Origin of the sequence: Streptomyces sp. NPDC091271 (assembly GCF_044757505.1) — a bacterium.
Classification (GTDB): Bacteria; Actinomycetota; Actinomycetes; order Streptomycetales; family Streptomycetaceae; genus Streptomyces.
Genome location: NZ_JBIVVD010000003.1, coordinates 402,822 through 427,706, shown reverse-complemented (window position 1 = coordinate 427,706; position 24,885 = coordinate 402,822). Strand labels below are relative to the sequence as shown.

Genomic DNA, 24,885 nt, shown 5'->3' with positions numbered 1-24,885 from the left:
CTTGACGATCTCTTTACCTTCGAGTCGTCGACCCGCTCTCAGCAGGCATGTTCGAGGTAACGGGCGGCGACTTCGGCGATCACTTCGGCTCCGTCACGGGCCCAGAGCCCCTCGTTGAAGATCTCGACCTCGATCGGTCCGTCGAAGCCGGTCGCCTCGACCTGCCGGCGCATCGCGCGGAAGTCCACGCTCCCGTCGCCCAGTTGGCCCCGGCCCACCAGAACTCCCGCCGGAAGCGGAGTGATCCAGTCGGCCAGCTGGAAGGAGTGGATCCGGCCGCCCGCGCCCGCCCGGGCGATCTGTGCGGGCACCTGGTCGTCCCACCAGATGTGGTAGGCGTCCACGACCACGCCGACCTGCTCGGCCGGGAAACGCTCGGCGAGGTCCAGGGCCTGGGACAGGGTGGAGACGACGCAGCGGTCCGAGGCGAACATCGGGTGGAGCGGCTCGATCGCGAGGCGGATGTTGCGCTCGGCGGCGTACGGGGCGAGCTCCGCCAGCGCGTCGGCGATGCGCTCCCGGGCCGCGTACAGGTCCTTCTCCCCGTCCGGGAGACCGCCCGAGACCAGGACGAGGGTGTCGGTGTTCACGCCCGCCGCCTCGTCGACCGCCGCACGGTTGTCGTCCAGGGCGCGGGCGCGTTCGGCGGGGTCGGTGGCGGTGAGGAAACCGCCGCGGCAGAGGCTGGTGACGGTGAGGCCCGCGTCCCTCATCAGCTGCCCGGCACGCTCGACGCCGTACTCCCGCACCGGAGCGCGCCACAGGCCGACCTGACCGATGCCCGCCTTGGCGCAGCCCTCGACGAGCTCCGGCAGGGAGAGCTGCCTGACCGTCTCCTGGTTGATGGAGAGGCGGGAGAGTTCGCTGGTCATCGGCTTCCTCCGTGGACGTTCAGCAGGGCGCGCATGCGGGCCTCGGCCAGTTCGGGGTCCGGGAACAGGCCGAGGCGGTCGGCCAGTTCGTACGCCTTCGCCAGATGCGGCAGCGAGCGGGCGGACTGCAGGCCTCCGACCATCGTGAAGTGGTCCTGGTGGCCCGCGAGCCAGGCCAGGAACACCACGCCCGTCTTGTAGAAGCGGGTCGGGGCCTTGAACAGATGGCGCGACAGCTCGACCGTGGGGTCCAGGAGGGCCCGGAAGCCCTCGGTATCCCCGGTGTCCAGGACCCGCACCGCGTGGGCGGCCAGCGGGCCGAGCGGGTCGAAGATGCCGAGCAGGGCGTGGCTGAAGCCCCGGTCGTCGCCCGCGATCAGCTCGGGGTAGTTGAAGTCGTCGCCGGTGTAGCAGCGCACCCCGCTGGGCAGACGGCGCCGTACGTCGATCTCGCGCTCCGCGTCCAGGAGCGAGATCTTGATGCCGTCGACCTTGTCCGGGTGCTCCGCGATGACCTTGAGGAAGGTGTCCGTGGCGGCGTCGAGGTCCGCACTGCCCCAGTAGCCCTCCAGCGCCGGGTCGAACATGGGGCCGAGCCAGTGCAGGACGACCGGCTCCGTTGCCTGGCGCAGGAGATGGGCGTACGTCTCCAGGTAGTCCTCGGGGCCGTTCGCCGCGGCGGCCAGCGCGCGGGAGGCCATCAGGATGGCCTGGGCGCCGCTCCCCTCGACCAGGGCGAGCTGCTCCTCGTACGCGGCGCGCACCTCGGGCAGGGTGGCGGGGCCGGTCAGCTGGTCGGTGCCCACACCGCAGGCGATCCTGCCGCCCACCGACTTCGCCTCGGCGGCGGAGCGGCGGATCAGCTCCGCCGCGCCGGCCCAGTCCAGGCCCATGCCGCGCTGCGCGGTGTCCATGGCCTCGGCGACGCCCAGGCCGTGCGACCAGAGGTGGCGGCGGAAGGCGAGGGTGGCGTCCCAGTCGACGGCGGCGGGGTCGTCGGGGCTGATGTCGGCGTACGGGTCGGCGACGACGTGGGCGGCGGAGAAGACCGTACGGCAGGCGAGCGCCGCCCCGGACGGTGCCAGGTCGAGCGGGGTGGTCCGGGGCTCGTAGGCCCCCTGCGGGAGGTGGATGGTCACAGGCTCAGCTCCGGTACGTCGAAGCGGCGGCCCTCGGCCGACGACTTGAGTCCGAGCTCGGCGAGCTGGACGCCCCGGGCGCCGGCCATCAGGTCCCAGGTGTAGGGCTCGTCGAGGACGATGTGGCGCAGGAAGAGCTCCCACTGGGCCTTGAAGCCGTTGTCGAACTCGGCGTTGTCGGGGACTTCCTGCCACTGGTCGCGGAAGGGCTCGGTGACCGGGAGGTCGGGGTTCCAGACCGGCTTGGGGGTGGCCGAGCGGTGCTGGACACGGCAGTTGCGCAGGCCCGCGACGGCGGAGCCGTGGGTGCCGTCGACCTGGAACTCGACGAGCTCGTCGCGGTTGACGCGGACCGCCCAGGAGGAGTTGATCTGGGCGACGGCGCCGCCCGCCAGCTGGAAGGTGCCGTACGCGGCGTCGTCGGCGGTGGCGGCGTAGGGCTTGCCCTGCTCGTCCCAGCGCTGCGGGATGTGTGTCTGCACGTGGGCCGAGACGCTGGTCACCTGGCCGAACAGCTCGTGCAGGACGTACTCCCAGTGCGGGAACATGTCGACGACGATGCCGCCGCCGTCCTCCGCGCGGTAGTTCCAGGAGGGGCGCTGGGCCTCCTGCCAGTCGCCTTCGAAGACCCAGTAGCCGAACTCGCCGCGCACGGAGAGGATCTCGCCGAAGAAGCCGCCGTCGATGAGGCGCTTCAGCTTGAGCAGGCCCGGGAGGAAGATCTTGTCCTGGACGACGCCGTGCTTGATGCCGGCGTCGCGGGCGAGGCGGGCCAGGTCGAGCGCGCCCTCGACGTCGGTCGCGGTGGGCTTCTCGGTGTAGATGTGCTTGCCGGCCGCGATCGCCTTCTTGATCGCCTCGACACGGGCCGAGGTGACCTGGGCGTCGAAGTAGATGTCGATCGACTCGTCGGCGAGCACCGCGTCCAGGTCCGTCGACCACTCGGTGAGGCCGTGCTGCTCGGCGAGCGCCTCCAGCGCGTGGGCGCGGCGGCCGACGAGCACCGGTTCGGGCCACAGCACCTCGCCGTCACCGAGGTCGAGGCCGCCCTGCTCGCGGATCGCGAGGATCGAGCGCACCAGGTGCTGCCGGTATCCCATGCGTCCCGTGACGCCGTTCATGGCGATGCGCACTGTCCTGCGTGTCACGAAAGTTCCTCCATACAGCCGTAGCAAGCGCTTTCTATGCGGTATGACGCTAGCCTGCCGACAGTGGCCCGGACAAGGGGGGCCGCTCCACAACTCCTCGAGGAGAGCGATGACAGTCACCCTGGCGGACGTAGCGGCCCGCGCCCGGGTGTCCCCGGCCACCGTGTCCCGTGTCCTGAACGGCAACTACCCGGTGGCCTCGTCCACCCGGGAGCGGGTACTGCGCGCGGTGGACGATCTGGACTACGTACTGAACGGCCCGGCCAGCTCTCTCGCCGCCGCCACGTCCGACCTGGTGGGCATCCTGGTCAACGACATCGCCGACCCCTTCTTCGGCATCATGGCCGGAGCGGCGCAGAGCGAGATCGGCGGCCCTGGCGACGGAACCGGCCGCGCGGGCGGCGAAAAGCTCGCCGTCGTGTGCAACACCGGCGGCTCCCCCGGGCGCGAACTCACCTATCTCACCCTGCTGCAGCGGCAGCGTGCCGCGGCCGTAGTCCTGACCGGCGGCGCGCTGGAGGACCCGGCACACCAGGCCGCGATGGCGGTGAAACTGGCCAAGCTCGCCGACGCCGGCACCCGGATCGTCTTCTGCGGGCGTCCTCCGCTGCCGGACACCGACGCGGTGTTCGCCGCGCTGACCTTCGACAACCGGGGCGGCGCCAGGCGCCTCACCGAGCATCTGATCGCCCTGGGCCACCGCCGGATCGGCTACGTCGCCGGGCCCCTGGAGCGCACCACGACCCGGCACCGGCTGGAGGGGCACCGCGAGGCCATGAAGGCCGCGGGGCTGTACGGGGACGAGGAGAGCGTCACCGTCCACGGCCCGTACGACCGGAGCTCCGGCTACGACGCCACCCTCGAACTCCTGCGCAGGGAACCGGACGTGACGGCCGTGGTCGCCGCCAACGACACCGTGGCACTCGGTGCCTGTGCGGCGGTCCGGGAGCGTGGGCTCCGCATCCCCGAGGACATCTCGGTGGCCGGCTTCGACGATCTGCCGTTCTCCGTGGACGCCGTACCGGCCCTGACGACCGTACGGCTGCCGCTGTTCGAGGCGGGGGCCCGGGCGGGGCGGCTGGCGATGGGCAAGGAGACGCCTCCGGCGGGAGGCACGGCGACGATCGCGGCGGAGCTCATGGAGCGCGGATCGACGGCGCCGCCGCGGGTGGGATGAGGAATCTCCCCCGCGAACACGGGTACTGGTCAGACCGCACCGATGAAAGGACAGACACCGTGAAGCTCGCTTTCTCCACCCTCGGCGTTCCGGGGATGCCCGTGGCGGACGTGGTGCGGCTCGCCGCCGGGAACGGCTACCAGGGGGTGGAGCTGCGCGCCCATCCCGAGGAGCCGGTCCACCCCGGCCTGACCTCGCTCGAACGGACAGCCGTGGCTGAGGAGTTCAAGCGCGGAGGGGTCGAGATCCTCACCGTCGCCGGGTATGTCCGCGTGGCCGCCGAGGGCGAGGACGGGCCGGTGATCGCCGCGCTCGCCGAGCTGGTGGAGCTGGCGCGCGACCTGGGCGCGGCCAACGTCCGGGTGTTCCCCGGCGGCGGGGACCAGGACCCCGCGGAGGCCGACGCGATCGCCGCACGGCGTCTGGGGGCCGCCGCGCCGCACGCCGCCGACCTGGGCGTACGCATCCTGCTGGAGACCCATGACTCGCACCGCGCCGGGGCCGACGTGGCCCGGGTCGTGGGCACCGTCGGACATGGGCAGATCGGCGCGATCTGGGACGTCATGCACACCTGGCTGGCCGGCGAGGAGCCCGCGGCCAGCCATGCGGTGCTGGCCCCGCACCTGGGATACGTACAGGTGAAGGACATCGCCTCCGCCGAGGACACCGCGCCGCTCGCCCTCGGCGCGGGGACGCTGCCCCTGAAGGCGTGCCTGGACACGCTGGACCAGGACAGCTGGGTCTGCTGGGAGTACGAGAAGCGCTGGTACGCAGGTGCCGCGGATCTGCCGGACCTGCTGGCGGCGGGCCGGGAGCACGTCCTGCGGCTCGGCGCGCCGAAGCAGTAGGTTCAGACGGCCGCCTCCCGGACCTCCGGCAGCGGTGGAGCGGCGACGCGACGGGGCCTCGCCAGGGAGGTCAGGGCCACTCCCCCGACCAGCAGCGCCGCCGCGCACCACCGCAGGGGGCTGACCGTCTCGCCGAGGAGGAGCGCGGCCGAGGACATCCCGAAGACGGGCACGAGCAGGGTGAACGGGGCCACGGACGAGGCCGGGTGGTGGCGGAGCAGGAAGCCCCAGGCCGCGAAGCCGAAGACGGTGGAGATCCAGGCGACGTAGACGACGGTGCCGGCGCCGCTCCAGTCGAGCGCGGCCAGGGCCTCGGCGTCACGGTCCCAGCCCTCGAGGAGCAGGGACAGGGCGAGGAGCGGCAGTACGGGAACGGTCGACACCCAGACCATGAAGTTGAGGGAGTCGGCCGGCGCCGCCTTGCGGGTGATCACGTTGGAGACACCCCAGCAGGCCGCCGCCAGGATCACCAGGGCGAAGGCGAGCACGGGTCCGGAGGCCCCCTCGTCGACGGCGGCCACGCCGATCCCGGCGAGCGCGACGCCCATGCCCAGGACGCGCGTCCTGCCGGGCCGTTCGGACAGCACCAGGGCCGCGAACAGGGCGGTGAAGACGGCCTGGACCTGAAGGACGAGCGAGGAGAGCCCGGCGGGCATCCCGCGGTCCATCCCGATGAAGAGCAGCCCGAATTTGGCCACCCCCAGGGCGAGACCCACCCCGACGATGTACTTCCACGCCACCGTGGGCCTGCCGACGAAGAACACGGCGGGCAGCGCGGCGACGAGGAAGCGCAGGGCGGAGAAGAGCAGGGGCGGGAAGTGGGCCAGACCCAGCTCGACGACGACGAAGTTCACGCCCCAGACGGCGGCGACCAGCGCGGCCAGGGCGATGTGGAGGGGACGCATGGACCGAGCATCCGATGCCGGGACCATGTAGCACCAGCGCGGATTTCTTCATGGTTGGATTGAGGATCGCTAACGCTTCCCGTTCGCCCGGAGGTCCCGGTGCTCGACCTGTCCCGGCTGCGCGCCCTGCACGCCGTCTCCGTCCACGGCTCGGTCGCGGGCGCCGCCGCCGCTCTCGGCTACACCGCGTCGGCGGTCTCCCAGCAGATCACCAAGCTGGAGCGGGAGACCCGCACCACCCTGCTCGAACGGCGCGGGCGCGGGGTGGCGCTCACCGAGGACGCACTTCACCTCGCCTCCACCGCACAGCGGTTGCTGGCGATCGTGGAACAGGCCGAGACGACGCTGGAGCAGCGCAGGGGGCAGCCGACCGGACGGCTCTCCATCGCCGCGTTCGCCTCGGCGGCGCGCGGGCTGTTGCCCGGGGTGCTGGCGGAGCTGGCACGGGAGCACCCGGCTCTGGACGCGCGGCTCACCGAGGTCGACCCGCATCTCTCGGTCGACCTGGTGGCGAAGGGCGTGGTCGATCTCGCGGTCGCCCACGACTGGGACATCAGCCCGCTGCCCGCACCGGAGGGGGTCGCGCAGGCGGTGCTCGGGGACGACCGGTGCGATCTGCTGGTGCCGGAGGGCCATCCGCTCGCCGGCCGGGAGGCGGTGCGCCGGGAGGAGCTGGCCAAGGAGCGGTGGGTGTGCCAGCCGCCCGGCACGGTGTGCCACGACTGGCTCGTACGGACCCTGCGTGCGGCGGGGTGCGAGCCGGACATCCGGCACCGGGCGGAGGAGAACCACACCCAGCTGGCGCTGGTGGCGGCCGGGCTCGGCGTGGCGATGATCCCCCGGCTGGGGCGGGGCCCCCTGCCGCCGGGCGTGGTCGCCGTGCGACTGGATCCCGTACCGGTGCGGCGGCTGTACGCGCTGTGGCGTACGGAGGCGGCGCGGCGGCCCGCGATCATCGCGGCGGTGTCGGTGCTGCAAGGGGCGTCCGAAGCATTCCGGGAAGCGGACTAGGACAGGACGGCTCACCCGCCTGTCCGTCCCGGGATACACAACAACTCTTGCGCAGTTTTTATTGCGCATATTTTCTTTTCTACCTAGGCTCAGGAGCATGGCCAAGGAGAAGAAGCCGCCGAGCATCACCGATCTCGACGCCCTGAAGGTCTTCGCCCACCCCCTGCGGATCGCCCTCTACCGGCACCTGAAGACGGCGGAGGCCGCCACGGCCTCCCAGCTCGCGGAGCAGGTGGACGAGGCGGTGGCGCTGGTCAGCTACCACCTGCGCAAGATGGCGGCCCACGGCTTCCTCGTCGAGGCGCCGGAGCTGAGCACGGACGGCCGCGAACGCTGGTGGAGGCTCGCGTCGGACCGGGGGTGGAGCTTCCGCAGCTCGGACTTCACCGGGGACCCCGAGGGCGCGGCGGTGGTCGGGCAGGTGACACGTCATCTGCTCGCGACCCGTGCGGAGCGGTACTCCGCCTATCTCGACCAGCAGGCGGCCTGGCCCGAGGAGTGGACCGACGCCGCGTTCAGCTCCGAGTACACACCGCGGCTGACAGCGGCGGAACTGGCGGGGCTGGGCGAGGAGATCGCCGCGCTCGTCCGGCGCTACGGCGAACGCGGCCGGGCCGCCGAGGCCGCCGGCGACACCACGGGCCGCGAGCACGTCGCCCTGCATCTGTACGGCTTCCCCTTCCGCTCCCCCGGCGGCACGGCATGACGGGCCCCGCCGCGATATCGGCCCCGGCCGGGTCGCCACCCGCCCACCGGGACGCGAACGTGCTGCGCTGGCTCGGCGCGCTCACTCTTTCGCTCCTGGGCGACAACGTGTACTTCCTGGCCCTCTCCTGGGCGGCGATCCACGTCGGCGGCCCCGCCGAGGCGGGGCTGGTCCTGGCCGCCGGGTCCCTGCCGCGCGTCGTACTCATGCTGGGCGGAGGCGTGCTGGCCGACCGGCTGGGGCCGCGCAGGGTGATGATCGGCAGCGATCTGACGCGCTGCGCGGTGATCCTGGCCATGGCGGGCACCTTGGCCGTCTCGACCCCGGGCGTGTGGCTGCTCGTGCTGCTGGGCCTGGTCTTCGGCGCGGTGGACGCCTTGTTCCTGCCGTCGGTCGGCGCCCTGCCGCCGCGGATCACCGGGCCGGACCAACTGGCCCGCGTGCAGGGCCTCCGGGGCCTCGCCACCCGGGCGGCCACCATCGGGGGTTCGCCGCTGGGCGGCCTGGCCCTGGCGCTGGGGGGACCGGCCGCCGCGTTCGCGGTCGCCGGCGCGATGTTCGCGGTGTCCGTGCCCCTGCTGGTCGCTTTGAAGGTCGCGCCCCTCCCCCGGGCCGACGGTGAGGACGCCGGGGCGCGCGGCACCCCGTGGCAGGACCTCGCCGACGGGCTCCGGCACATCCGGCGCGACCGGGTCCTGGCTCCGCTGGTGCTCGTCATCGCGATCGGCGACCTCGGCTTCGCCGGCCCGCTGAACATCGGCCTGACCCTCCTGGCGGACGAGCACGGCTGGGGCGCCGCCGGACTCGGCTGGATCGTGGGCGGCTTCGGCCTGGGGGCGGCCGTCGCCTCCCTCCTTCTGGCCGCCCACGGCGGCGTCCCGCGCGCGGGGCTCGTACAGCAGGGGTGCCTGGCCCTCGGGGCGGTGGCCATCGGCGCGCTCGCCTTCGCCCCCTCCCTCGGCGTCGCGGTCGGGGTCGGCGTCACCATCGGTCTCACCGCCGGACTCAGCGGGGCCCTGTGCGCGGCCCTCCTGCAGACGGCCGCCGATCCCGCGTACCTCGGCCGGGTCACCTCGGTGGCGGCCCTGTCCTCGCTCGGCCTCGCCCCGCTGACGTATCCCCTCAGCGGAGCGGCCATCGCCGCCTGGGGGACGCAGCCGGTGTTCACCGTCAGCGCCGCGTTCGTGGCGCTCGGAGCGCTCGTCGGGCTCGGCACCCGGTCGTTGCGGTGCGCCGAGCTGCCCGGGCCGAGGGCGGGAGCGGCCGAGGCGGCGCCGTCCCGCCCGGCCGGGGACTGAGGGCCTCTGCCGCCGGGCCCGTTGCCGGGCATGCCCACCCCTTGTCCCGCGTGTCATGCCCGTTCTCGGACCGCCCCCTTGACTGGTAGTTACTTTCCATATATCCGTACCTTCTTGGAAGTTTCTTTCAGCACCGGAAGGGGCTCACGTGCACTACCGCACCTCCAGACGCACCCTCCTCACCGCCACCGCGGCGACCGCAGCAGCCGCGGCAACCGGCGTCGCCGCTCTCCCCGGCGCCGCGCAGGCAGCCACCACGGGCACCTCCACGGACAGCCGCCTCAAGCGGCTCATCGCCCGGATGAGCCTGGAGGAGAAGGTCGGCCAGCTCTTCGTGATGCGGGTGTACGGGCACTCCGCGACCGACCCCGACCAGGCGGACATCGACGCCAACCTCGCCGAGATCGGGGTCCGCGACGCCGCCGAGCTGATCTCCACGTACCACGTCGGCGGCATCATCTACTTCGCATGGGCGCACAACACCCGCGACCCGCACCAGATCGCCGCCCTCTCCAACGGCATCCAGCGGGCCGGGCTCGCCGGTCCCACGCCCCTGCCGCTCCTCGTCTCCACCGACCAGGAGCACGGCATCGTGTGCCGCGTCGGCGAGCCCGCGACACTGCTGCCGGGTGCGATGGCACTGGGCGCGGGCGGTTCACGCTCCGACGCGCGCGCGGCGGGCAGGATCGCGGGGGCCGAGCTGGCGGCGCTGGGCATCAACCAGAACTACGCGCCGGACGCGGACGTCAACGTCAACCCGGCCAACCCCGTCATCGGCGTACGCTCCTTCGGCTCCGACCCGGAGTCGGTCGCCGGGATGGTCACCGCGCAGGTGAAGGGGTATCAGAGCGCCGGGGTCGCCTCCACGGCCAAGCACTTCCCGGGCCACGGGGACACCAGCACCGACAGCCACACCGGTCTGCCCGTCATCTCGCACACCCGCGAGCAGTGGGCCGAGCTCGACGCCCCGCCGTTCCGGGCGGCCGTCGCCGCCGGCATCGACTCGATCATGACGGCCCACATCGTGGTGCCCGCCCTGGACCCGTCGGAGGACCCGGCGACCCTGTCCCGGCCCATCCTCACCGGCATCCTCCGCGAGGAGCTCGGCTACGACGGCGTCGTGGTCACCGACGCGCTGGGGATGGAGGGCGTCCGCACGAAGTACGGCGATGAGCGCGTCCCCGTGCTCGCACTGCTGGCCGGCGTCGACCAGCTGCTCAACCCGCCGCACCTCGATGTCGCCTGGAACGCGGTCCTGAACGCGGTGAAGAGCGGCGAGATCAGCGAGGCCCGCATCGAGGAATCGATCCTGCGCATCCTGCGGCTGAAGACGCGGCTCGGCCTGTTCCGCGACCCGTACGTCACCCGGCGGGGCGTCGACCGCACGGTCGGCATCCCGTCGCACCTCGCCGCCGCCGACCGGATCGCCGAGCGGACGACGACGCTGCTGGCCAACACCGGTTCGCTGCTGCCCCTCTCGCGCCGGTCCCACAAGAACCTCCTGGTGGTCGGGGCCGATCCGGCCTCCCCCTCCGGCACGACCGGCCCCCCGACGACGACGCTCGCCGGGGCCTTCGAGGAGCTGGGGTACGCGGCGACGGCGCTGTCGACGGGCACGGCCCCGACCCAGGCGAAGATCGCCGAGGCGGTGGCCGCCGCCGAGGGCAAGGACGCGGTGATCGTGGGCACGTACAACGTCACGGCGACCAGCACCCAGCGCACCCTCGTCAGCGCGCTCGCGGCTACCGGCGTCCCGGTGATCACCCTCGCGATCCGCAATCCGTACGACATCGCCCACCTGGCCGGTACGGGCTACGCCGCGAGCCTCGCCACGTACTCCTGGACGGACGTCGAACTACGGGCCGCCGCCCGTGTGATCGCGGGGCGGGCCCGGCCGGAGGGCAGGCTGCCGGTCCCGGTGCAACGGGCGGACGCGCCCACGCAGGCGCTGTACCCCGTCGGCTACGGGCTGTCGTACCGGGACTGAGCAACAACCTCGCCGCAACCACCCCTATGAGCTAAAAACACCCCGTGCACCTGGCGTGCGCCCGCTCCGGCGGGTCACGCTGGGTGCACGTCCGTACGGACGCATCGGGGGTCGTTCATGGGGAAGTACCGTGCCGCGTGGGTGTCGCGCGCCCTCCTGCCCGTCGTCGTGGCGCTCTGCCTCAGCGCCTGCCGGCAGCCGGCGGGCAGCGCGCCGGAGACCCCCGCAGGCCGGCCGCAGGACAGCGCGGCGCCCTCGGGTCACGGGGCGCAGTTCCTGGGTCCCGCCGACTGCAGCTCGCGAGGACAGGCGTTCCACGAGGTGCCGTGCGGCAGCGAGAAGGCGGGGGCCCGGGTGCTGGCCCGCCACACCGGCGCGCCGTCGGACGGGCCGGTCTGCCCGCCACCGACCGACTTCGTCCTGCGCATCCCACCCGGCGGCCCCGCCCCGTCGGGGAGCCCCGCCGCCGCGCCCCGCGGGTATGCGTGCATGCGCAACCTGGAGGCCCCGCACCCCGGCGATCCCGGGCAGGGCGGCGGCCCGCTGACGGTCGTCGGCGACTGTGTCCACGGCTTCCGCGAGGGCGAGGTCAGGGAGACCGCCTGCGACGGATCGGGCGAGCGACCGCCGGAGTTCGAGATCGGCTCGGCCGTGGCGCGCCGTGCGCTATGCCCCGGCACCACTGATCTGTACGTGCAGGTGGGCGGGGACATGCCGGTGGGCTGCGCCCACCGGATGTGAACATCCGGCAGGCCCAGCCCACTTCGGTGCGGAGCGGCCCTACGGCCGCAGTGTGCCCCGGTCCCGCTGGAGCTCGGCGTCACGCACGTCCAGGCGCGCGTCGAACTTCGCGAGGGGCTTCGCCTTCGCCGGATCGGCCTCGACGGCCGCCGGAGCGACCCCGGCCCAGCGCAGGATGGCGGCGGTCGCCTTGGCCTTCTCGTCGGCGACGAGACCGGCGACCTTGGAGCCGTGGTTGCCGCCCGGCACCGTGTAGACGTAACTGTCACGGGCGCCGCGGCCCAGGCGGAAGGGCTCGGCTCCCCACGGGTCGTTCTCGCCGTAGACGTACAGCATGTGCCGGGCGTTGTTCCGGACCCAGCTGTCGACGTCCCGCATGGCCGAGGGCTGGAACTTCATCGGGATGGAGCGCGGCACGAAGTTGCGCGGCGGCTGGTAGCCGTAGCGGCTCAGATCCCCCAGCCAGGGCTGCTCGATGTCGGGCGAACCGAGCTGGGTGCCCGCCTGGTAGTAGTACGGCGTGTACGTCTCCAGGCCCTGGTCGGCGTAGGCGGAGAAGCCGGAGATGCCGTCGACGGAGTCCCAGATCTCCTGGTCGGTGGCGTTCGGGGCGTCGGCCGGGACGGAGTCGCAGTCGGCGAGCAGGCTGTACTGCCAGTAGGCCCAGACGTAGTCCATGACCACGGCCTCGTACGCCTTGTCGAGCGTGCCGACGGTGTCGAAGGTGAGGCCGTTCTCGGCGGCGTACGCCTCGAACTTCTTCTCCAGCGGCTCGCGGCGGACGAGGGCCTCACGCTGGACACCGCTCAGCCGGTCCCGGCACTCCTTGGTGCCTACGCGGGCGAAGAACCGGTCGTACGCCGAATCCTCCTTGTTCACCACGTCGTTGGGCGCGACATAGGCGACGACGCCGTCCATGTCCTTCGGGTAGAAGCGCTCGAAGTAGGTGGCGGTCATGCCGCCCTTGGAGCCGCCGGTGGTGAGCCAGTTCTCGGAGTAGATCTTCTTCAGAGCCTTGAAGACCCGGTGCTGGTCGCTGGCGGCCTGCCAGATGTCGAGCTTCGACCAGTCGGCGGGGGCCGGGCGGGACGGGGTGAAGAACCGGTACTCCAGGGAGACCTGGTTGCCGTCGATGATCTGCGTGGGCTCGCTGCGGCTGGGGTTGGTCGAGACGTTGTAGCCGCTGGTGAAGAAGACCGTGGGCCGGGTCGTGTCCTTGTGCAGCAGGGTGAGGCGCTGTTGGAACGTGCCCTTGGACGGGTGCCTGTGGTCGACCGGCTGGGTGTAGTTCAGGACGAAGAAGCGGTAGCCGGGGTAGGGCTTCTCCTCGATCAGACTCATGCCCGGGATGGCCAGGATGCGGTCCTTGATGTCCTCGCTGCTGCTCTCGTTGCTGCTGAGGCCGCTGCTCTGCTTCGCGGCCGGTTCCGCGGCTGTGGCCGCACCGGCCGAGGCCCCGGTCGCACTCACTGTGCCTATGAGCACCGCGAGTGACAGAACGCCTCTGAGCGCCTTGCGCATGCACCCTCCCCTTGATTCACGACAGTCGCCGTGAACCTAGCGGTGGTAACACCCGTCACGCCAGACCCACTCGCACGTCAGCACCCGATCCACCCCGTGGAGCCGGAGGATCCCCCGATGGAACCCGAGGCACGGACGCAGCGGTTGAGCGCGTGCACCGTGACCGGGCCGGCCAGTTCGGTGAACCTGCCGCTGTCGACGACCGCCCGGCCACCGCGCGGCTGGAGCGAGACTCGCATCGCCCGGCGTGCGCCCGGCTTCTTGGCGACCGTGACGGCGCACGCGTAGGCGCGGCTCTTGTAGACGCGCAGCGAGCCGGTGGAGAACTTCACCGTCTTGACCAGCCGTCCGGAGCAGGGCGAAGCGGCCTGCGCCGGGGCCTGCCCGACGGGGCCCATCACGAGCACCAGGGCCCCGAGCAGCGGCAGGAGAAGGAACGGCACCGTCATGCGCCGGCCCCTCGCCGGCCCGTGCCGCTTCGGTCCCGTTCGTCCCGATGACCTCAGCTGTCTCACCACACGGTCCACCCCATCCACCCCTCGAACACATCGGCCCCCATCAGACACACGTACGCATGGGTGTACGACGCGGGAGGACGGCGTTCAGTTGCGGAAGGGCGTCACACGCCCGCCGGGGCGTCCTCCCCTATGCCCTCCCCTATGAAGGTGCGCCACAGCCGGGCATACGCGCCTTCCCTGGCCAGCAGCTCGGCATGCGTGCCGTCCTCGGCGACCCTGCCCCGGTCCATCACCACGACCCGGTCGGCACGCGCCGCCGTCGTCAGCCGGTGGGCGACCACCAGGGTGGTGCGCCGTCCTGCCAGCCTGTCGGTGGCCTGGTTGACCTGCGCCTCGCTGGCGAGGTCGAGGGAGGCCGTCGCCTCGTCGAGGAGCAGGATGTCGGGGTCGACCAGTTCGGCGCGGGCGAGCGCGATCAGCTGGCGCTGGCCGGCGGAGAGATTGCGGCCCCGTTCGGCGACCTCGTGCAGATAGCCGTCCTCCAGGGTGGCGATCATGTCGTGCGCGCCGACGGCCCGCGCCGCCGCCTCCACCTGGGCGTCGGTGGCCTCCGGGAGTCCGTACGCGATGGCGTCGCGGACTGTTCCCTCGAAGAGGTAGGACTCCTGCGGCACGACCCCGAGCCGGTGCCGGTACGCCGTCCTGTCGAGCTGCCGCAGATCCGTGCCGTCCGCCGTGACCCGTCCGCTCGTCGGGTCGTAGAACCGGGCGACGAGCTTGACCAGCGTGGACTTGCCCGCCCCCGTCTCACCGACGAAGGCGACCGTCTGGCCCGCCGGGATCCGCAGATCGACGCCGGTGAGAGCCTCCTCCTCGTCGGCGTAGGCGAACGAGACGTTCTCGAAGGCGATCTCGCCGCGCAGCGACGTCACGTCCACCGGCTCGTCGTGGTCGGCCGTGGAGGTCGGCTCCCGGAGGAGTTCCTGGATCCGGCCGAGGGAGACGGTGGCCTGCTGGTAGCCGTCGAAGACCTGGGACAGCTGCTGCACGGGAGCGAAGAACAGGTCGATGTAGAGCAGGTAGGCCACCAGCGCGCCCGTGGTCAGCGTGCCGTTGTCGACACGGCCGGCGCCGACGATCAGCACGGCGGCCGCCGCGACCGAGGCCAGCAGCTGGACGAACGGGAAGTAGACCGAGATCAGCCACTGACCGCGCACCCTCGCCTGGCGGTAGTGGTCGCTGCGCGCCGCGAACCGCTCGGCGCCGTCACGCTCGCGCCGGAACGCCTGGACGATCCGCAGACCGGAGACGGACTCCTGGAGGTCGGCGTTGACGACGCTGATGCGCTCACGGGCGAGCTCGTACGCCTTGACGCTCTTGCGGCGGAAGAAGAACGTACCGACGATCAGCAGCGGCAGCGTCGCGAAGACGACCAGGGCCAGCTGGATGTCGAGGACGAGCAGCACGACCGTGATGCCGAAGAAGGTGACCAGGGAGACGAAGGCGGTGACCAGGCCGGTCTGCAGGAACGTGGACAGGGCGTCCACGTCCGTGGTCATCCGGGTCATGATCCGGCCGGTCAGCTCGCGCTCGTAGTAGTCGAGGCCGAGCCGCTGGAGCTGGGCGAAGATCTTGAGGCGCAGGGAGTACAGCACGCGTTCGCCGGTGCGGCCCGTCATCCGGGTCTCACCGATCTGGGCCGCCCACTGCACGAGAACGGCCAGCAGACCGAGTGCCGCCGCCGCCCAGACCGCGCCGAGCGCCATCTTCGTGACACCGTCGTCGATGCCGTGCCTGATCAGCACCGGCAGGAGCAGGCCCATGCCGGCGTCGACGGCGACCAGCGCCAGGCTCACCAGCAGCGGCCGGCCGAAGCCGTGCAGCAGCCTGCGCAGGCCGTACGACTTCTCGGGGCGCACCGCGCTCGCCTCGTCGATGCCGGGGGCGTCCGTGGCGGGCGGCAGCGCCTCGACCTGGGCGAGCAGCTCGGGGGTGGCGGGCATTCCGGCGGCCGCCGCGTCGCGCCGCTCCTCCTTGCGGATCCACAGCCCGGGGGTGAGACCGCGCTCGGCGTCGAACTCGGCGTCCAGCTCCTCCAGGAGCGCGCGGTCGTCCTGCGGTTCCGCGGCGACCGACGGCTGGTGTCCGGGTGAGGTGCCGCCCAGCTCGTCCGGGTCGGTGAGCAGCCGGCGGTAGAGCGCCGAGCGGCGCTCCAGTTCCGCGTGCGTGCCGATGTCGGCGAGCCGCCCCTGGTCGAGGACGGCGATGCGGTCGGCGAGGCCGAGCGTGGACCTGCGGTGAGCTATCAGCAGGGTGGTGCGGCCCCGCATGACCTGGGCCAGGACTTCGTGGATCTCGTGTTCGACGCGGGCGTCGACGGCGGAGGTGGCGTCGTCGAGGAGCAGCAGGCGGGGGTCGGTGAGGATGGCGCGGGCGAGAGCGACGCGCTGGCGCTGGCCACCGGAGAGGGTGAGCCCGTGCTCGCCGACCTTGGTGTCGTAGCCCTCGGGCAGTTCCGAGATGAAGCCGTGCGCCTGGGCGGCGCTCGCGGCGCGTTCGATCTGCCCCTGGGTGGCGCCCGGGTATCCGTACGCGATGTTGGCGCCGACGGACTCGGAGAAGAGGAAGCTGTCCTCCGGTACGAGCCCGATGGCGGCCCGCAGCGAGTCCTGGGTCAGCTCACGGACGTCGTGGCCGCCGACCAGGACGGCGCCGTGCGACACGTCGTAGAAGCGGGGCAGCAGGAGCGAGACGGTGGACTTTCCGCTGCCGGAGGCTCCGACGACGGCGACGGTCTCGCCCGGCTCGATGGTGAGGGAGAAGCCGTCCAGGACCGGCCGGTCGTGGTCGTAGCCGAAGCGGACGTCGTCGAACTCGACGCTCGCGGGGGCGTCGGCCGGGAGTGTCTTGGTGCCGTCCTCCATGGACGGCTCGGTGTCGATCAGCTCCAGGACGCGCTCCACACCGGCGCGGGCCTGCTGGCCGACGGTGAGGACCATGGCGAGCATCCGGACCGGGCCGACGAGCTGGGCGAGGTAGGTGGAGAAGGCGACGAACGTACCGAGCGTGATCTCGCCCCGGGTGGCGAGCCAGCCACCGAGGGCCAGCATCGCGACCTGGCCGAGCGCGGGGACGGCCTGGAGCGCCGGGGTGTAGCGGGAGTTCAGCCGGATGGTGCGCAGCCGGCCCGCGAAGAGCCTGCGGCTGACCTCGCGGAGCTTGCCGGTCTCCTGCTCCTCCTGGCCGAACCCCTTGACGACCCGGACGCCCGAGACGGCGCCGTCGACCACTCCGGCGACGGCGGCGGCCTGGCTCTGGGCGTACCAGGTGGCCGGGAAGAGGCGCGCCTTGGAGCGACGGGCGATGAACCACAGCGCGGGGGCGACGGCGAGGGCGACGAGGGTCAGGGGCAGCGAGAGCCACGCCATGATCACCAGGGAGATGATGAAGAGCAGGATGTTCCCGATGGTCATCGGGAGCATGAAGAGGAGCCCCTGGATCAGCTGGAGGTCGCTGGTGGCCCGCCCGACGACCTGCCCGGTGGAGAGCTCGTCCTGGCGCTTCCCGTCGAGCCGGGTGAGGGTGCCGTACATCTCGGTACGCAGGTCGTGCTGGACGTCCAGGGCGAGCCGCCCGCCGTAGTAGCGGCGGATGAAGGTGGCGATGTAGACGAGGACGGCGGCTCCGATGAGCAGTCCGGTCCAGACACCGAGGGAACGGGTGTGGCTGCCGACGACGTCGTCGATGATCACCTTGGTGATGAGGGGGACGAGCGCCATCACGGCCATGCCCACGAGCGACGAGCCCAGCGCCAGCACGACGTTGCGCCGGTAGCGCCAGGCGTATCCGCTCAGCCGCCGGCCCCACCCCTGTGCCTCGGGATCCTGCGTCTCGGCGCCCTGTTTCTCCGCGCCCTGTTTCTCCGCGCCCACGCGTGCCTCCTGTGTCGCCCCGTTGCCCCGCCTGGGCCTACCGCATGTCTCCAACGCGGTCGGCCGGGGATTTCATCCTCCCGCAACAATTCTCGGCCGATGGGCGGATCCTGGGGCCGGTGGTCCTAGGACTCGGGCGGCGGCAGCGGCGGCGCTCAGTGGGCGGCGGGCCCGATGTCCTTGTGGACGGCCTTGGAGACGGCCTGAATGGTGTCGATGCCGTCCTCCATCGTCTTGTTGTCCTGCGTGAGCACGGTGATCACGTAGTCGTGGCCCTTGCCGCTGAACGCGCCGACGCTGTGCACGCGCCAGCCGTGGGTGGACCTTTCCAGCCAGCCGTTCTTGAGCTGGACCGTCGCGTCGCCGGGGGCACCGGCCGGAACGCCCCAGCGCTGTTCCGGCACGACCTTGCGCATCCGGTCCAGGACGAAGCTCCGCGAACTGTCGTCGAGGACCTTGTTCCTGGCCGTCACGAGGGTCAGCAGACGCTGTTCGTCATGGGCGGTGATCTGGGTGAGCCCCCATGCGCCCTTGGCGTCCAGTGCCGTACGGGTCATTCCCGCCACCTTGAGGAATCCCTTGACCTTCGCGGGGCCGAGCTTGTCCCACAGCTCGGTGGTCGCGTCGTTGTCCGACTCGGTGATCATGGCGGTGGAGAGCTTGCTCTCGTGCGGGGTGAGCGGCCGGTCGGCCTTCTGCGCGTCCCAGAGCAGTGCGGCGAGGACCGTGACCTTGACCACGCTCGCCGAGTCCACCTGCTGGGTGGGCCGCAGCGTGCAGCTCGTACGCGTCCGGTGGTCCTGCACGGCCAGGGCGGTGGTGGACCTGTGTCCCTTGAGGGCCGCGGTGATGTCCTTGGACATCTTCGCGGCGAGCCCGGCCCGGTCCGAGGCGCAGGAGACGGCGGGGGCCGGGGCCGCGGTGGCGGGCGACGCCACGGCCGCCGGGACGAGGGCACCACCGATCAGGGCGGCGCCGAGCGCGGCGCTGGAGTACCGGATCATCCGCTGGTGAGTCATACCGTCCTCCGCACTGTCTCGCTGGTCGCCCCTGCGGAGCACCCGGACATGATGCGCGGAACGGACAAACCGAGCTATGGCCTGGGACACAGACAGAAGGGCCGTCCCGGCGCCGGTCCCGCGCCGCAAGGCCTCCGGGCCGGGCCCGTGACCGACGCCACGCCGCCCACCCCCGCCGGGCCCCGGTCCGGGAGCCGGTCGGGGACACGGCGGAGGGCGGGGGTCAGAGGCGGAGGGCCGGGGTCAGAGGTGCGCCCGGCGGAGGGCCGGGGTCAGAGGTGCGTCGGCTCGAACATCTTCAGCAGCGCGGGGAGCACGACGACCGCGGGCCCCGGGGCGGCCAGGGCCTTCCCGAGGTCGGCGGCGAGGGTCTCCGGCGTCGTACGGACCGCGGGGACGCCGAAGGACTCGGCGAGGGCGACGAAGTCCGGGCGGGAGAGTTCGGTCGCCGTGGCCTCGCCGAAGGCGCCCGTCATGTACTCCCGCAGGATGCCGTAGCCCCCGTCGTCGACGATCAGCCAGGTGACGGGCAGGTCGTACTGCCGCACCGTGGCGAGCTCGGCGATCGAGTACATCGCGCCACCGTCGCCGGAGACCGCGAGCACCGGCTTCGTCGGGTCGGCCGCGGCGGCGCCGATCGCGGCGGGGAAGCCGTAGCCGAGACCGCCCGCGCCCTGGGCCGAGTGCATCGTGTTCGGACGGCGGGCGTCGAAGGCGGACCAGGCCCAGTAGGCGAGGATCGTCATGTCCCAGAAGCTGGGCGAGGTGTCGGGCAGCGCCTCGCGGACCGAGGCCAGCACCTGCTGCTCCAGCGTCAGGTCCTGGGCCGCGATGCGCTCGTGGACCCGCTCCAGCAGCTCCCGGACACGCTCGGGCGCGGTGTCGTCCTCGCGGGGCTCCACGGCGTCCAGGAGGTCGGCGAGGGCCTCGCGGGCGTCGGAGTGGATGCCGAGCGCGGGGTGGTTGGACTCCAGCTTCCCGGCGTCGGCCTCGATCTGGATGACCCGGCCGCGCGGGGCGAACGTGTGGTAGTTCGAGGAGAGTTCACCCAGTCCCGAGCCGACGACCAGCAGCACGTCGGCGGACTCCAGGAAGTCCGTGGTGTGCCGGTCCTCCAGCCAGGACCGGAGCGAGAGCGGGTGCTCCCAGGGGAAGGCGCCCTTCCCGCCGAAGGTGGTGACGACCGGGGCGTTGATCTTCTCCGCGAGCGCGCGCAGCTTGCCGGAGGCGTCGGAGCGTACGACTCCGCCGCCCGCGATGATCGCCGGACGTTCCGCATTCGACAGCAGGTGGGCGGCCGCGAGCGTCAGCTCCGGTCGCGGGTACAGCTCACGCGGGGTGGCGTCGAGCGCGCTGACGACGGGCAGGATCGTCTCGGCGAGCAGCACGTCCTGCGGGATCTCGACCCAGACCGGACCGTGCGGGGCGGTCAGCGCGGACTCCCAGGCGGCGGCGATCGCGGAGGGGATCTGTGACGCCGTGCGCACGGTGTGCACGGACTTCACGATGTCGCGGAAGGACGCCTTCTGGTCCCGGAGTTCGTGCAGATAGCCGTGGCGTCCGCCGCCGAGCCCGGCGGTGGGGATCTGGCTGGAGATCGCCAGCACGGGCGCGGACGCGGCTGCCGCCTCCTGGAGAGCGGCCAGGGAGGTCAGGGCGCCCGGACCGGTGGAGAGGAGCAGGGGCGCCACCTCGCCGGTGATCCGGCCGTAGGCGTCGGCGGCGAAGCCCGCGTTGTTCTCGACCCGCAGTCCGACGTACGAGAGCGAGGAGCGGCGCAGCGCGTCGAACATCCCGAGCGCGTGCTGGCCGGGCAGCCCGAAGACGGTGGTGGCGCCGAGGCCCTGGAGGGTCTCGACGACGAGGTCGCCGCCGTTGCGTCCCGGCGGGGGGTTGAGGGCGGCCTCGGCCTGCGCGGCGGTGAGCTGCGGCCGGTCGTCGTGGTCGTGACTCACTTGGTGCGGCCCTCCGCGATCTGGCGGGACATGATCGTCGTCAGCTCGTACGCCGTGTGCGAGGCGGCGACGGAAGTGATCTCCGCGTGATCGTACGCCGGGGCCACCTCGACCAGGTCGGCCGAGACGAGGTGGCAGGAGGAGAGTCCGCGCAGGATCTCCAGGAGCTCGCGCGAGGTGAGGCCGCCGGCCTCCGGGGTGCCGGTGCCGGGGGCGTGCGCCGGGTCGAGCACGTCGATGTCGATGGAGATGTAGAGCGGACGGTCGCCGATGCGCTGTCGCAGCTGGTCGGCGATCTCGTCGACGCCGCGCCGCATGACGTCGGCGGAGGTGACGATGCCGAAGCCCATCTTGGCGTCGTCGGTGAGGTCCTGCTTGCCGTACAGCGGGCCGCGCGTGCCGACGTGGGAGAGCGCCTCCGTGTCGAGGATGCCCTCCTCGACGGCGCGGCGGAACGGGGTGCCGTGGGTGTACTCGGCGCCGAAGTAGGTGTCCCAGGTGTCCAGGTGGGCGTCGAAGTGGAGCAGGGCCACGGGGCCGTGCTTCTTGGCGACGGAACGCAGCAGGGGCAGCGCGATGGTGTGGTCGCCGCCGAGCGTCATCAGCCGGGCGCCGGTGGAGAGCAGGTCGTCGGCGGCGGCCTCGACGGTCTCGACGGCCTCGTTGATGTTGAACGGGTTGGCGGCGATGTCCCCCGCGTCGGCGACCTGGGCGAGAGCGAAGGGGGAGGCGTCCTGCGCCGGGTTGTAGGGGCGCAGGAGGCGCGAGGCCTCCCGGATAGCGTTGCCGCCGAAGCGGGCGCCGGGCCGGTAGGAGACGCCGCTGTCGAAGGGCACGCCGACGACGGCGACATCGGCGGAGCCGACCTCGTCGAGCCGGGGCAGCCGGGCGAACGTCGCGGGTCCGGCGTACCGCGGGACGCGGGAGGAGTCGACGGGTCCGCGCGGCGATTCGTTGCTGCTCATGGGTGCGGGTGCCTTTCGTTGTGCCATGCGCGCCTTGTGGGCGTTCATACGGTATTCAGTCTGCCAGGGGCCCGCTCGGGCCCCTGGGCCGGTGGACGGGCGGTCAGACGGCGACCGGGTCCGGGGCGGCCGGGTCCTCGGCCCCCCGCCCGGCGAGGCGCTCACGCCAGGCGGTCAGCACGGCCGGGTCGGTCGGCCTGGTCGCCAGCGAGACGACGACGTAGACCACGAGCGAGGCGATCAGCCCGTAGTAGACCGGCTCGTTGGCGAGGATTCCGTAGGCGGCCATCAGTCCGATCACCGCGACACCGCCGACGGCCACGGCCGCCAGCGCGCCCGCCGCCGTGCCCCGGCGCCAGAGCAGACCCCCGAGGATCGGCACCAGCAACCCGCCGACCAGCAGGTTGTAGGCGACGGTCAGTGCCTCGACGACGTCGTTGAGCGCGATGGCGATCACGATGACGGCGACGCCCATGATGAGGATGAAGGCCCGGTTCCCCTTCACCTCGTCCCGCTCCTCGCCGCCTTCCTTCGCGACCACGCCCCGCAGCCGCGACCAGATGTCGTTGTTGGCCACGGTCGCGCAGGCGATCAGGGCGCCGGAGGAGGTGGACATCACCGCGGCGAGCGCGGCGGCCAGCACCAGTCCCCGTACGCCGACCGGCAGTTCGTCCTTCACGATCGTCGCGAAGGCGGCGTCGGCGCTGGGCAGCTTCGGGTACATCACCTTGGCCGCCGTCCCGATGACGGCACCGGCGACGGCGTAGACCAGACAGTACGTACCGGCGACGGTGCCGCCCCAGCGTGCCGTGCGGTCGCTGCGCGCGGTGAACACGCGCTGCCAGATGTCCTGGCCGATCAGCATGCCGAAGGTGTAGATCAAGACATACGTGAAGATCGTCTCGCCGCCTATGCCGAGCGGGTCGAAGTACTCCGTCGGCAGCTTCGCCTTCATCTCGCTGAAGCCGCCGGCCTTGACGACGGCGATCGGCAGGAGCAGCAGCAGGACGCCGATCGTCTTGACGACGAACTGCACCATGTCGGTGATCGTGATCGACCACATGCCGCCGAGCGTCGAGTACGCGACGACGATGGTGCCGCCCAGGATGATCGCGACGGTCCGGTTCACGTCGAACAGGACGTCGAAGATGGTGGCGTAGGCGATGGTCGAGGTGACCGCGAGCATCAGCGTGTACGCCCACATGACGACACCGGAGATCACCCCGGCCCGGCCGCCGTAGCGCAGGTCGAGCATCTCGGAGACGGTGTAGACCTTCAGCCGGGCGATGCGCGCGGAGAAGAAGACGGACAGGGCGAGCAGCCCGAGGCCGATCGTGAAGACCATCCAGGCGCCGGAGAGCCCGTACTGGTAGCCGAGGCCGACTCCGCCGATCGTCGAGGCACCGCCGAGGACGATCGCGGCCATCGTGCCCGAGTACATCCAGGGGCCGAGCCGCCGTCCCGCGACCAGGAACTCGCTCTTGGACTTGGCGCGGCGCATGCCCCACCAGCCCATGGCGAGCATGCCGGCCAGATAGACCACGATCACCGCGTAGTCGACAGCCATGGGCTTTCCTCCGTCTCGGTTCCGCTCAGGGGGTGTGGTGATGAAGACGGTAGGTGGCCGGAAGCCGACGCTGAAGTGTACGTTTCCTCCATCCTCACGAAGCTGAATGGATGGACCATCCATGCCGGACTCCCCCGCAGGGCCACCCGCCCCTCCCATCGCCCTCTCCGAGCTGCTGGCCCGGGAGGAGCTCGGGCTCCGGCGGATCGCCGGTCCGGACCACGCGGATCTTCTGTGGGTGCACACCTCGGAGATGGCCGACCCGTATCCGTATCTGCTCGGCGGTGAGCTGCTGCTGAGCGCCGGGGTGCAGCTCACGGACGCGGACACCTACGTGGCCCGGCTGGTGCAGGCGGGGGCGGCGGCGCTCGGCTTCGGGTTGGCGCCGGTGCACGACACGGTGCCGACCGCCCTGGTGGAGGCGTGCGACCGGCACGGGCTGCCGCTGCTGGAGGTGCCTCCGAAGACCCGCTTCACCGCGATCGCCCAGGCGGTGTGGCGGCTCATGGCGGAGGCCCGGCACCGCGAGCTGCGCCGGGTGACCCGCGCCCAGCAGGCCCTGGCGACGGCGGCCGCCCGCCCGGACCCGGTGCCCGCGGTGCTGCGCCAGCTCGCCGTGCAGCTGGAGGGCCGGGTCGCGCTGCTCACGGCGGACGGCGCTGTGCTGCACGCGGCGGGCGGGCGCCCGGCACCGGATGTGCAGACGGCACTGGCCCGGCTGGCCCGGGTGGTGGCACCCGCGCCCACCTCCGGCACGGGCCCCGCCCCGGGCGCCCCGCCTGGTGCCGCGCCGTCCGCCGCCGCTCCCGGCCGGAAGCCGAACCCGTCGTCGGCGACCGACACCCGGGGCGGCACCCACCTCTTCGCGTACGCGCTCGGCGGCGGGCAGGGGCTGGCCCTCGCCCTGGCGACGCCCCGGCGCGACCTCGGCGACCACACTGTCGCGGGCATCGCCGTCGTCCTGCTCTCCCTGCTCACGGCCCCGCACCAGGGCGCCGACGCGGCGGGCCGTTCGGCGGCGCTCGTGCGGCTGCTGCTGGGCGCGGCCCCGCGGGACGTGGCCCCGCTGCTGGGCGACGGCGACTCCTGGACGGTGGTGCACGCCCGGCGGGCCGACGGCACCCCGGCCGGCGCGCTGAACGCCGGTGCCCTCGGCGCCGCGCTGGGCTCCGCCCTCTCGGACGTGGACCGCGAGACGGTACGGGTCCTGCTCCCCGGCCGCCACGAGGCGGTGCCCCCGCAGCCCGGCTGGACCCTCGGCGTCTCCGGTCCCGCCCCGGTCACCGCCCTGCCCGACGCCGACACCCAGGCGGCCCGCGCCCTGGGCCACGCCGAGGCGACCCGCGCCCCGCTGACCACGCACCGCCCCGGCACCGGAGGCCTGGCCGCCCTGATCCCGCCCGACCGCGCCGACGCCCACGCCCGCACCCTCCTGGCCCCCCTGACCGAGCCCCTGGCCGAGACGCTGCGCTGCTGGCTGAGCCTCCACGGCAGCTGGGACCGCACCGCGGTGGCCCTCAAGGTCCACCGCAACACGGTCCGCCAGCGCATCGCCCGGTGCGCGGCGCTGCTGGACGCGGACCTGGACGACATGGACGTACGGACGGAGCTCTGGTTCGCGTTGCGGCAGGGATGA

19 protein-coding genes are annotated in these 24,885 nt (G+C 72.4%); 8 read left to right on the top strand and 11 right to left on the bottom strand.

The genetic code is table 11. From position 1 onward, the window contains the following. Positions 1-38 precede the first annotated feature (38 nt). From ACIQM3_RS13770 to ACIQM3_RS13760, 3 genes are read right to left on the bottom strand one after another with little or no spacing between them, the layout of a single operon-like run. A complete protein-coding gene (locus tag ACIQM3_RS13770) occupies positions 39-872 on the bottom strand; it encodes a sugar phosphate isomerase/epimerase family protein (protein ID WP_401623409.1) in 834 nt (277 codons plus the stop codon). Then, positions 869-2,011, bottom strand: coding sequence for a dihydrodipicolinate synthase family protein (locus tag ACIQM3_RS13765; protein WP_401623406.1), 1,143 nt, complete (start codon positions 2,009-2,011; stop codon positions 869-871). Before ACIQM3_RS13765 ends, ACIQM3_RS13770 begins: the two co-directional genes overlap by 4 nt. After that, entirely contained in the window at positions 2,008-3,159 is a 1,152-nt protein-coding gene (locus ACIQM3_RS13760; protein WP_401623404.1) for a Gfo/Idh/MocA family protein, read from the bottom strand. Before ACIQM3_RS13760 ends, ACIQM3_RS13765 begins: the two co-directional genes overlap by 4 nt. Before the next feature lie 109 nt (positions 3,160-3,268). Here ACIQM3_RS13760 and ACIQM3_RS13755 point away from each other — a divergent pair, with 109 nt between their 5' ends. Beyond that, positions 3,269-4,336, top strand: coding sequence for a LacI family DNA-binding transcriptional regulator (locus ACIQM3_RS13755; RefSeq protein ID WP_401623401.1), 1,068 nt, complete (start codon positions 3,269-3,271; stop codon positions 4,334-4,336). A gap of 59 nt (positions 4,337-4,395) precedes the next feature. Further along, positions 4,396-5,184, top strand: coding sequence for a sugar phosphate isomerase/epimerase family protein (locus ACIQM3_RS13750; protein WP_401623398.1), 789 nt, complete (start codon positions 4,396-4,398; stop codon positions 5,182-5,184). 2 nt (positions 5,185-5,186) lie between these two features. Here the strand turns inward: ACIQM3_RS13750 and ACIQM3_RS13745 are convergent, their stop codons facing one another. Next, a complete protein-coding gene (locus ACIQM3_RS13745) occupies positions 5,187-6,089 on the bottom strand; it encodes an EamA family transporter (protein ID WP_401623395.1) in 903 nt (300 codons plus the stop codon). A 99-nt stretch (positions 6,090-6,188) separates the two neighbouring features. On the opposite strand from ACIQM3_RS13745, the gene ACIQM3_RS13740 reads away from it, so the two are divergent. The 5 genes from ACIQM3_RS13740 (at position 6,189) to ACIQM3_RS13720 (ending at position 11,832) form a co-directional block, all read left to right on the top strand. Beyond that, a complete protein-coding gene (locus tag ACIQM3_RS13740; RefSeq protein WP_401623392.1) occupies positions 6,189-7,100 on the top strand; it encodes a LysR family transcriptional regulator in 912 nt (303 codons plus the stop codon). A 97-nt stretch (positions 7,101-7,197) separates the two neighbouring features. Further along, the gene (locus ACIQM3_RS13735; RefSeq protein WP_401511682.1) at positions 7,198-7,806 is read left to right on the top strand and encodes a helix-turn-helix domain-containing protein; all 609 of its coding nucleotides are present in this window, start codon (positions 7,198-7,200) and stop codon (positions 7,804-7,806) included. Further along, on the top strand, positions 7,803-9,104 hold the full coding sequence (locus ACIQM3_RS13730) for an MFS transporter (protein WP_401623388.1): 1,302 nt from the start codon (positions 7,803-7,805) through the stop codon (positions 9,102-9,104). The genes ACIQM3_RS13735 and ACIQM3_RS13730 overlap by 4 nt, the downstream gene beginning before the upstream one ends. 148 nt (positions 9,105-9,252) lie before the next feature. Then, positions 9,253-11,091 carry a glycoside hydrolase family 3 protein gene (locus tag ACIQM3_RS13725; RefSeq protein ID WP_401623385.1) on the top strand — a complete coding sequence of 613 codons (1,839 nt, stop codon included), beginning with the start codon at positions 9,253-9,255 and terminating at the stop codon, positions 11,089-11,091. 117 nt (positions 11,092-11,208) lie between these two features. Continuing rightward, a complete protein-coding gene (locus ACIQM3_RS13720; RefSeq protein WP_401623381.1) occupies positions 11,209-11,832 on the top strand; it encodes a hypothetical protein in 624 nt (207 codons plus the stop codon). A gap of 39 nt (positions 11,833-11,871) precedes the next feature. On the opposite strand, the gene ACIQM3_RS13715 is transcribed toward ACIQM3_RS13720, so the two are convergent. The 7 genes from ACIQM3_RS13715 to ACIQM3_RS13685 form a co-directional block, all read right to left on the bottom strand. Next, entirely contained in the window at positions 11,872-13,353 is a 1,482-nt protein-coding gene (locus ACIQM3_RS13715; protein ID WP_401623378.1) for a S28 family serine protease, read from the bottom strand. A 77-nt stretch (positions 13,354-13,430) separates the two neighbouring features. Beyond that, positions 13,431-13,802, bottom strand: a complete 372-nt coding sequence (locus ACIQM3_RS13710; protein ID WP_401623375.1) for a hypothetical protein — start codon at positions 13,800-13,802, stop codon at positions 13,431-13,433. A 170-nt stretch (positions 13,803-13,972) separates the two neighbouring features. After that, entirely contained in the window at positions 13,973-17,743 is a 3,771-nt protein-coding gene (locus ACIQM3_RS13705) for an ABC transporter ATP-binding protein (protein ID WP_401623372.1), read from the bottom strand. Positions 17,744-17,898: 155 nt separating this feature from the next. Beyond that, positions 17,899-18,762: a serine hydrolase gene (locus ACIQM3_RS13700; RefSeq protein WP_401623369.1), complete on the bottom strand. Its 864-nt coding sequence runs from the start codon at positions 18,760-18,762 to the stop codon at positions 17,899-17,901. A 272-nt stretch (positions 18,763-19,034) separates the two neighbouring features. After that, the gene (locus ACIQM3_RS13695) at positions 19,035-20,717 is read right to left on the bottom strand and encodes a thiamine pyrophosphate-binding protein (protein WP_401623366.1); all 1,683 of its coding nucleotides are present in this window, start codon (positions 20,715-20,717) and stop codon (positions 19,035-19,037) included. Further along, entirely contained in the window at positions 20,714-21,682 is a 969-nt protein-coding gene (speB, locus tag ACIQM3_RS13690; protein WP_401623364.1) for an agmatinase, read from the bottom strand. Before speB ends, ACIQM3_RS13695 begins: the two co-directional genes overlap by 4 nt. 103 nt (positions 21,683-21,785) lie before the next feature. After that, complete coding sequence (locus ACIQM3_RS13685; RefSeq protein ID WP_401623362.1) at positions 21,786-23,249, bottom strand: sodium:solute symporter; 1,464 nt, start codon at positions 23,247-23,249, stop codon at positions 21,786-21,788. Between the two features lie 121 nt (positions 23,250-23,370). Here ACIQM3_RS13685 and ACIQM3_RS13680 point away from each other — a divergent pair, with 121 nt between their 5' ends. Then, the gene (locus ACIQM3_RS13680; protein ID WP_401623360.1) at positions 23,371-24,885 is read left to right on the top strand and encodes a PucR family transcriptional regulator ligand-binding domain-containing protein; all 1,515 of its coding nucleotides are present in this window, start codon (positions 23,371-23,373) and stop codon (positions 24,883-24,885) included.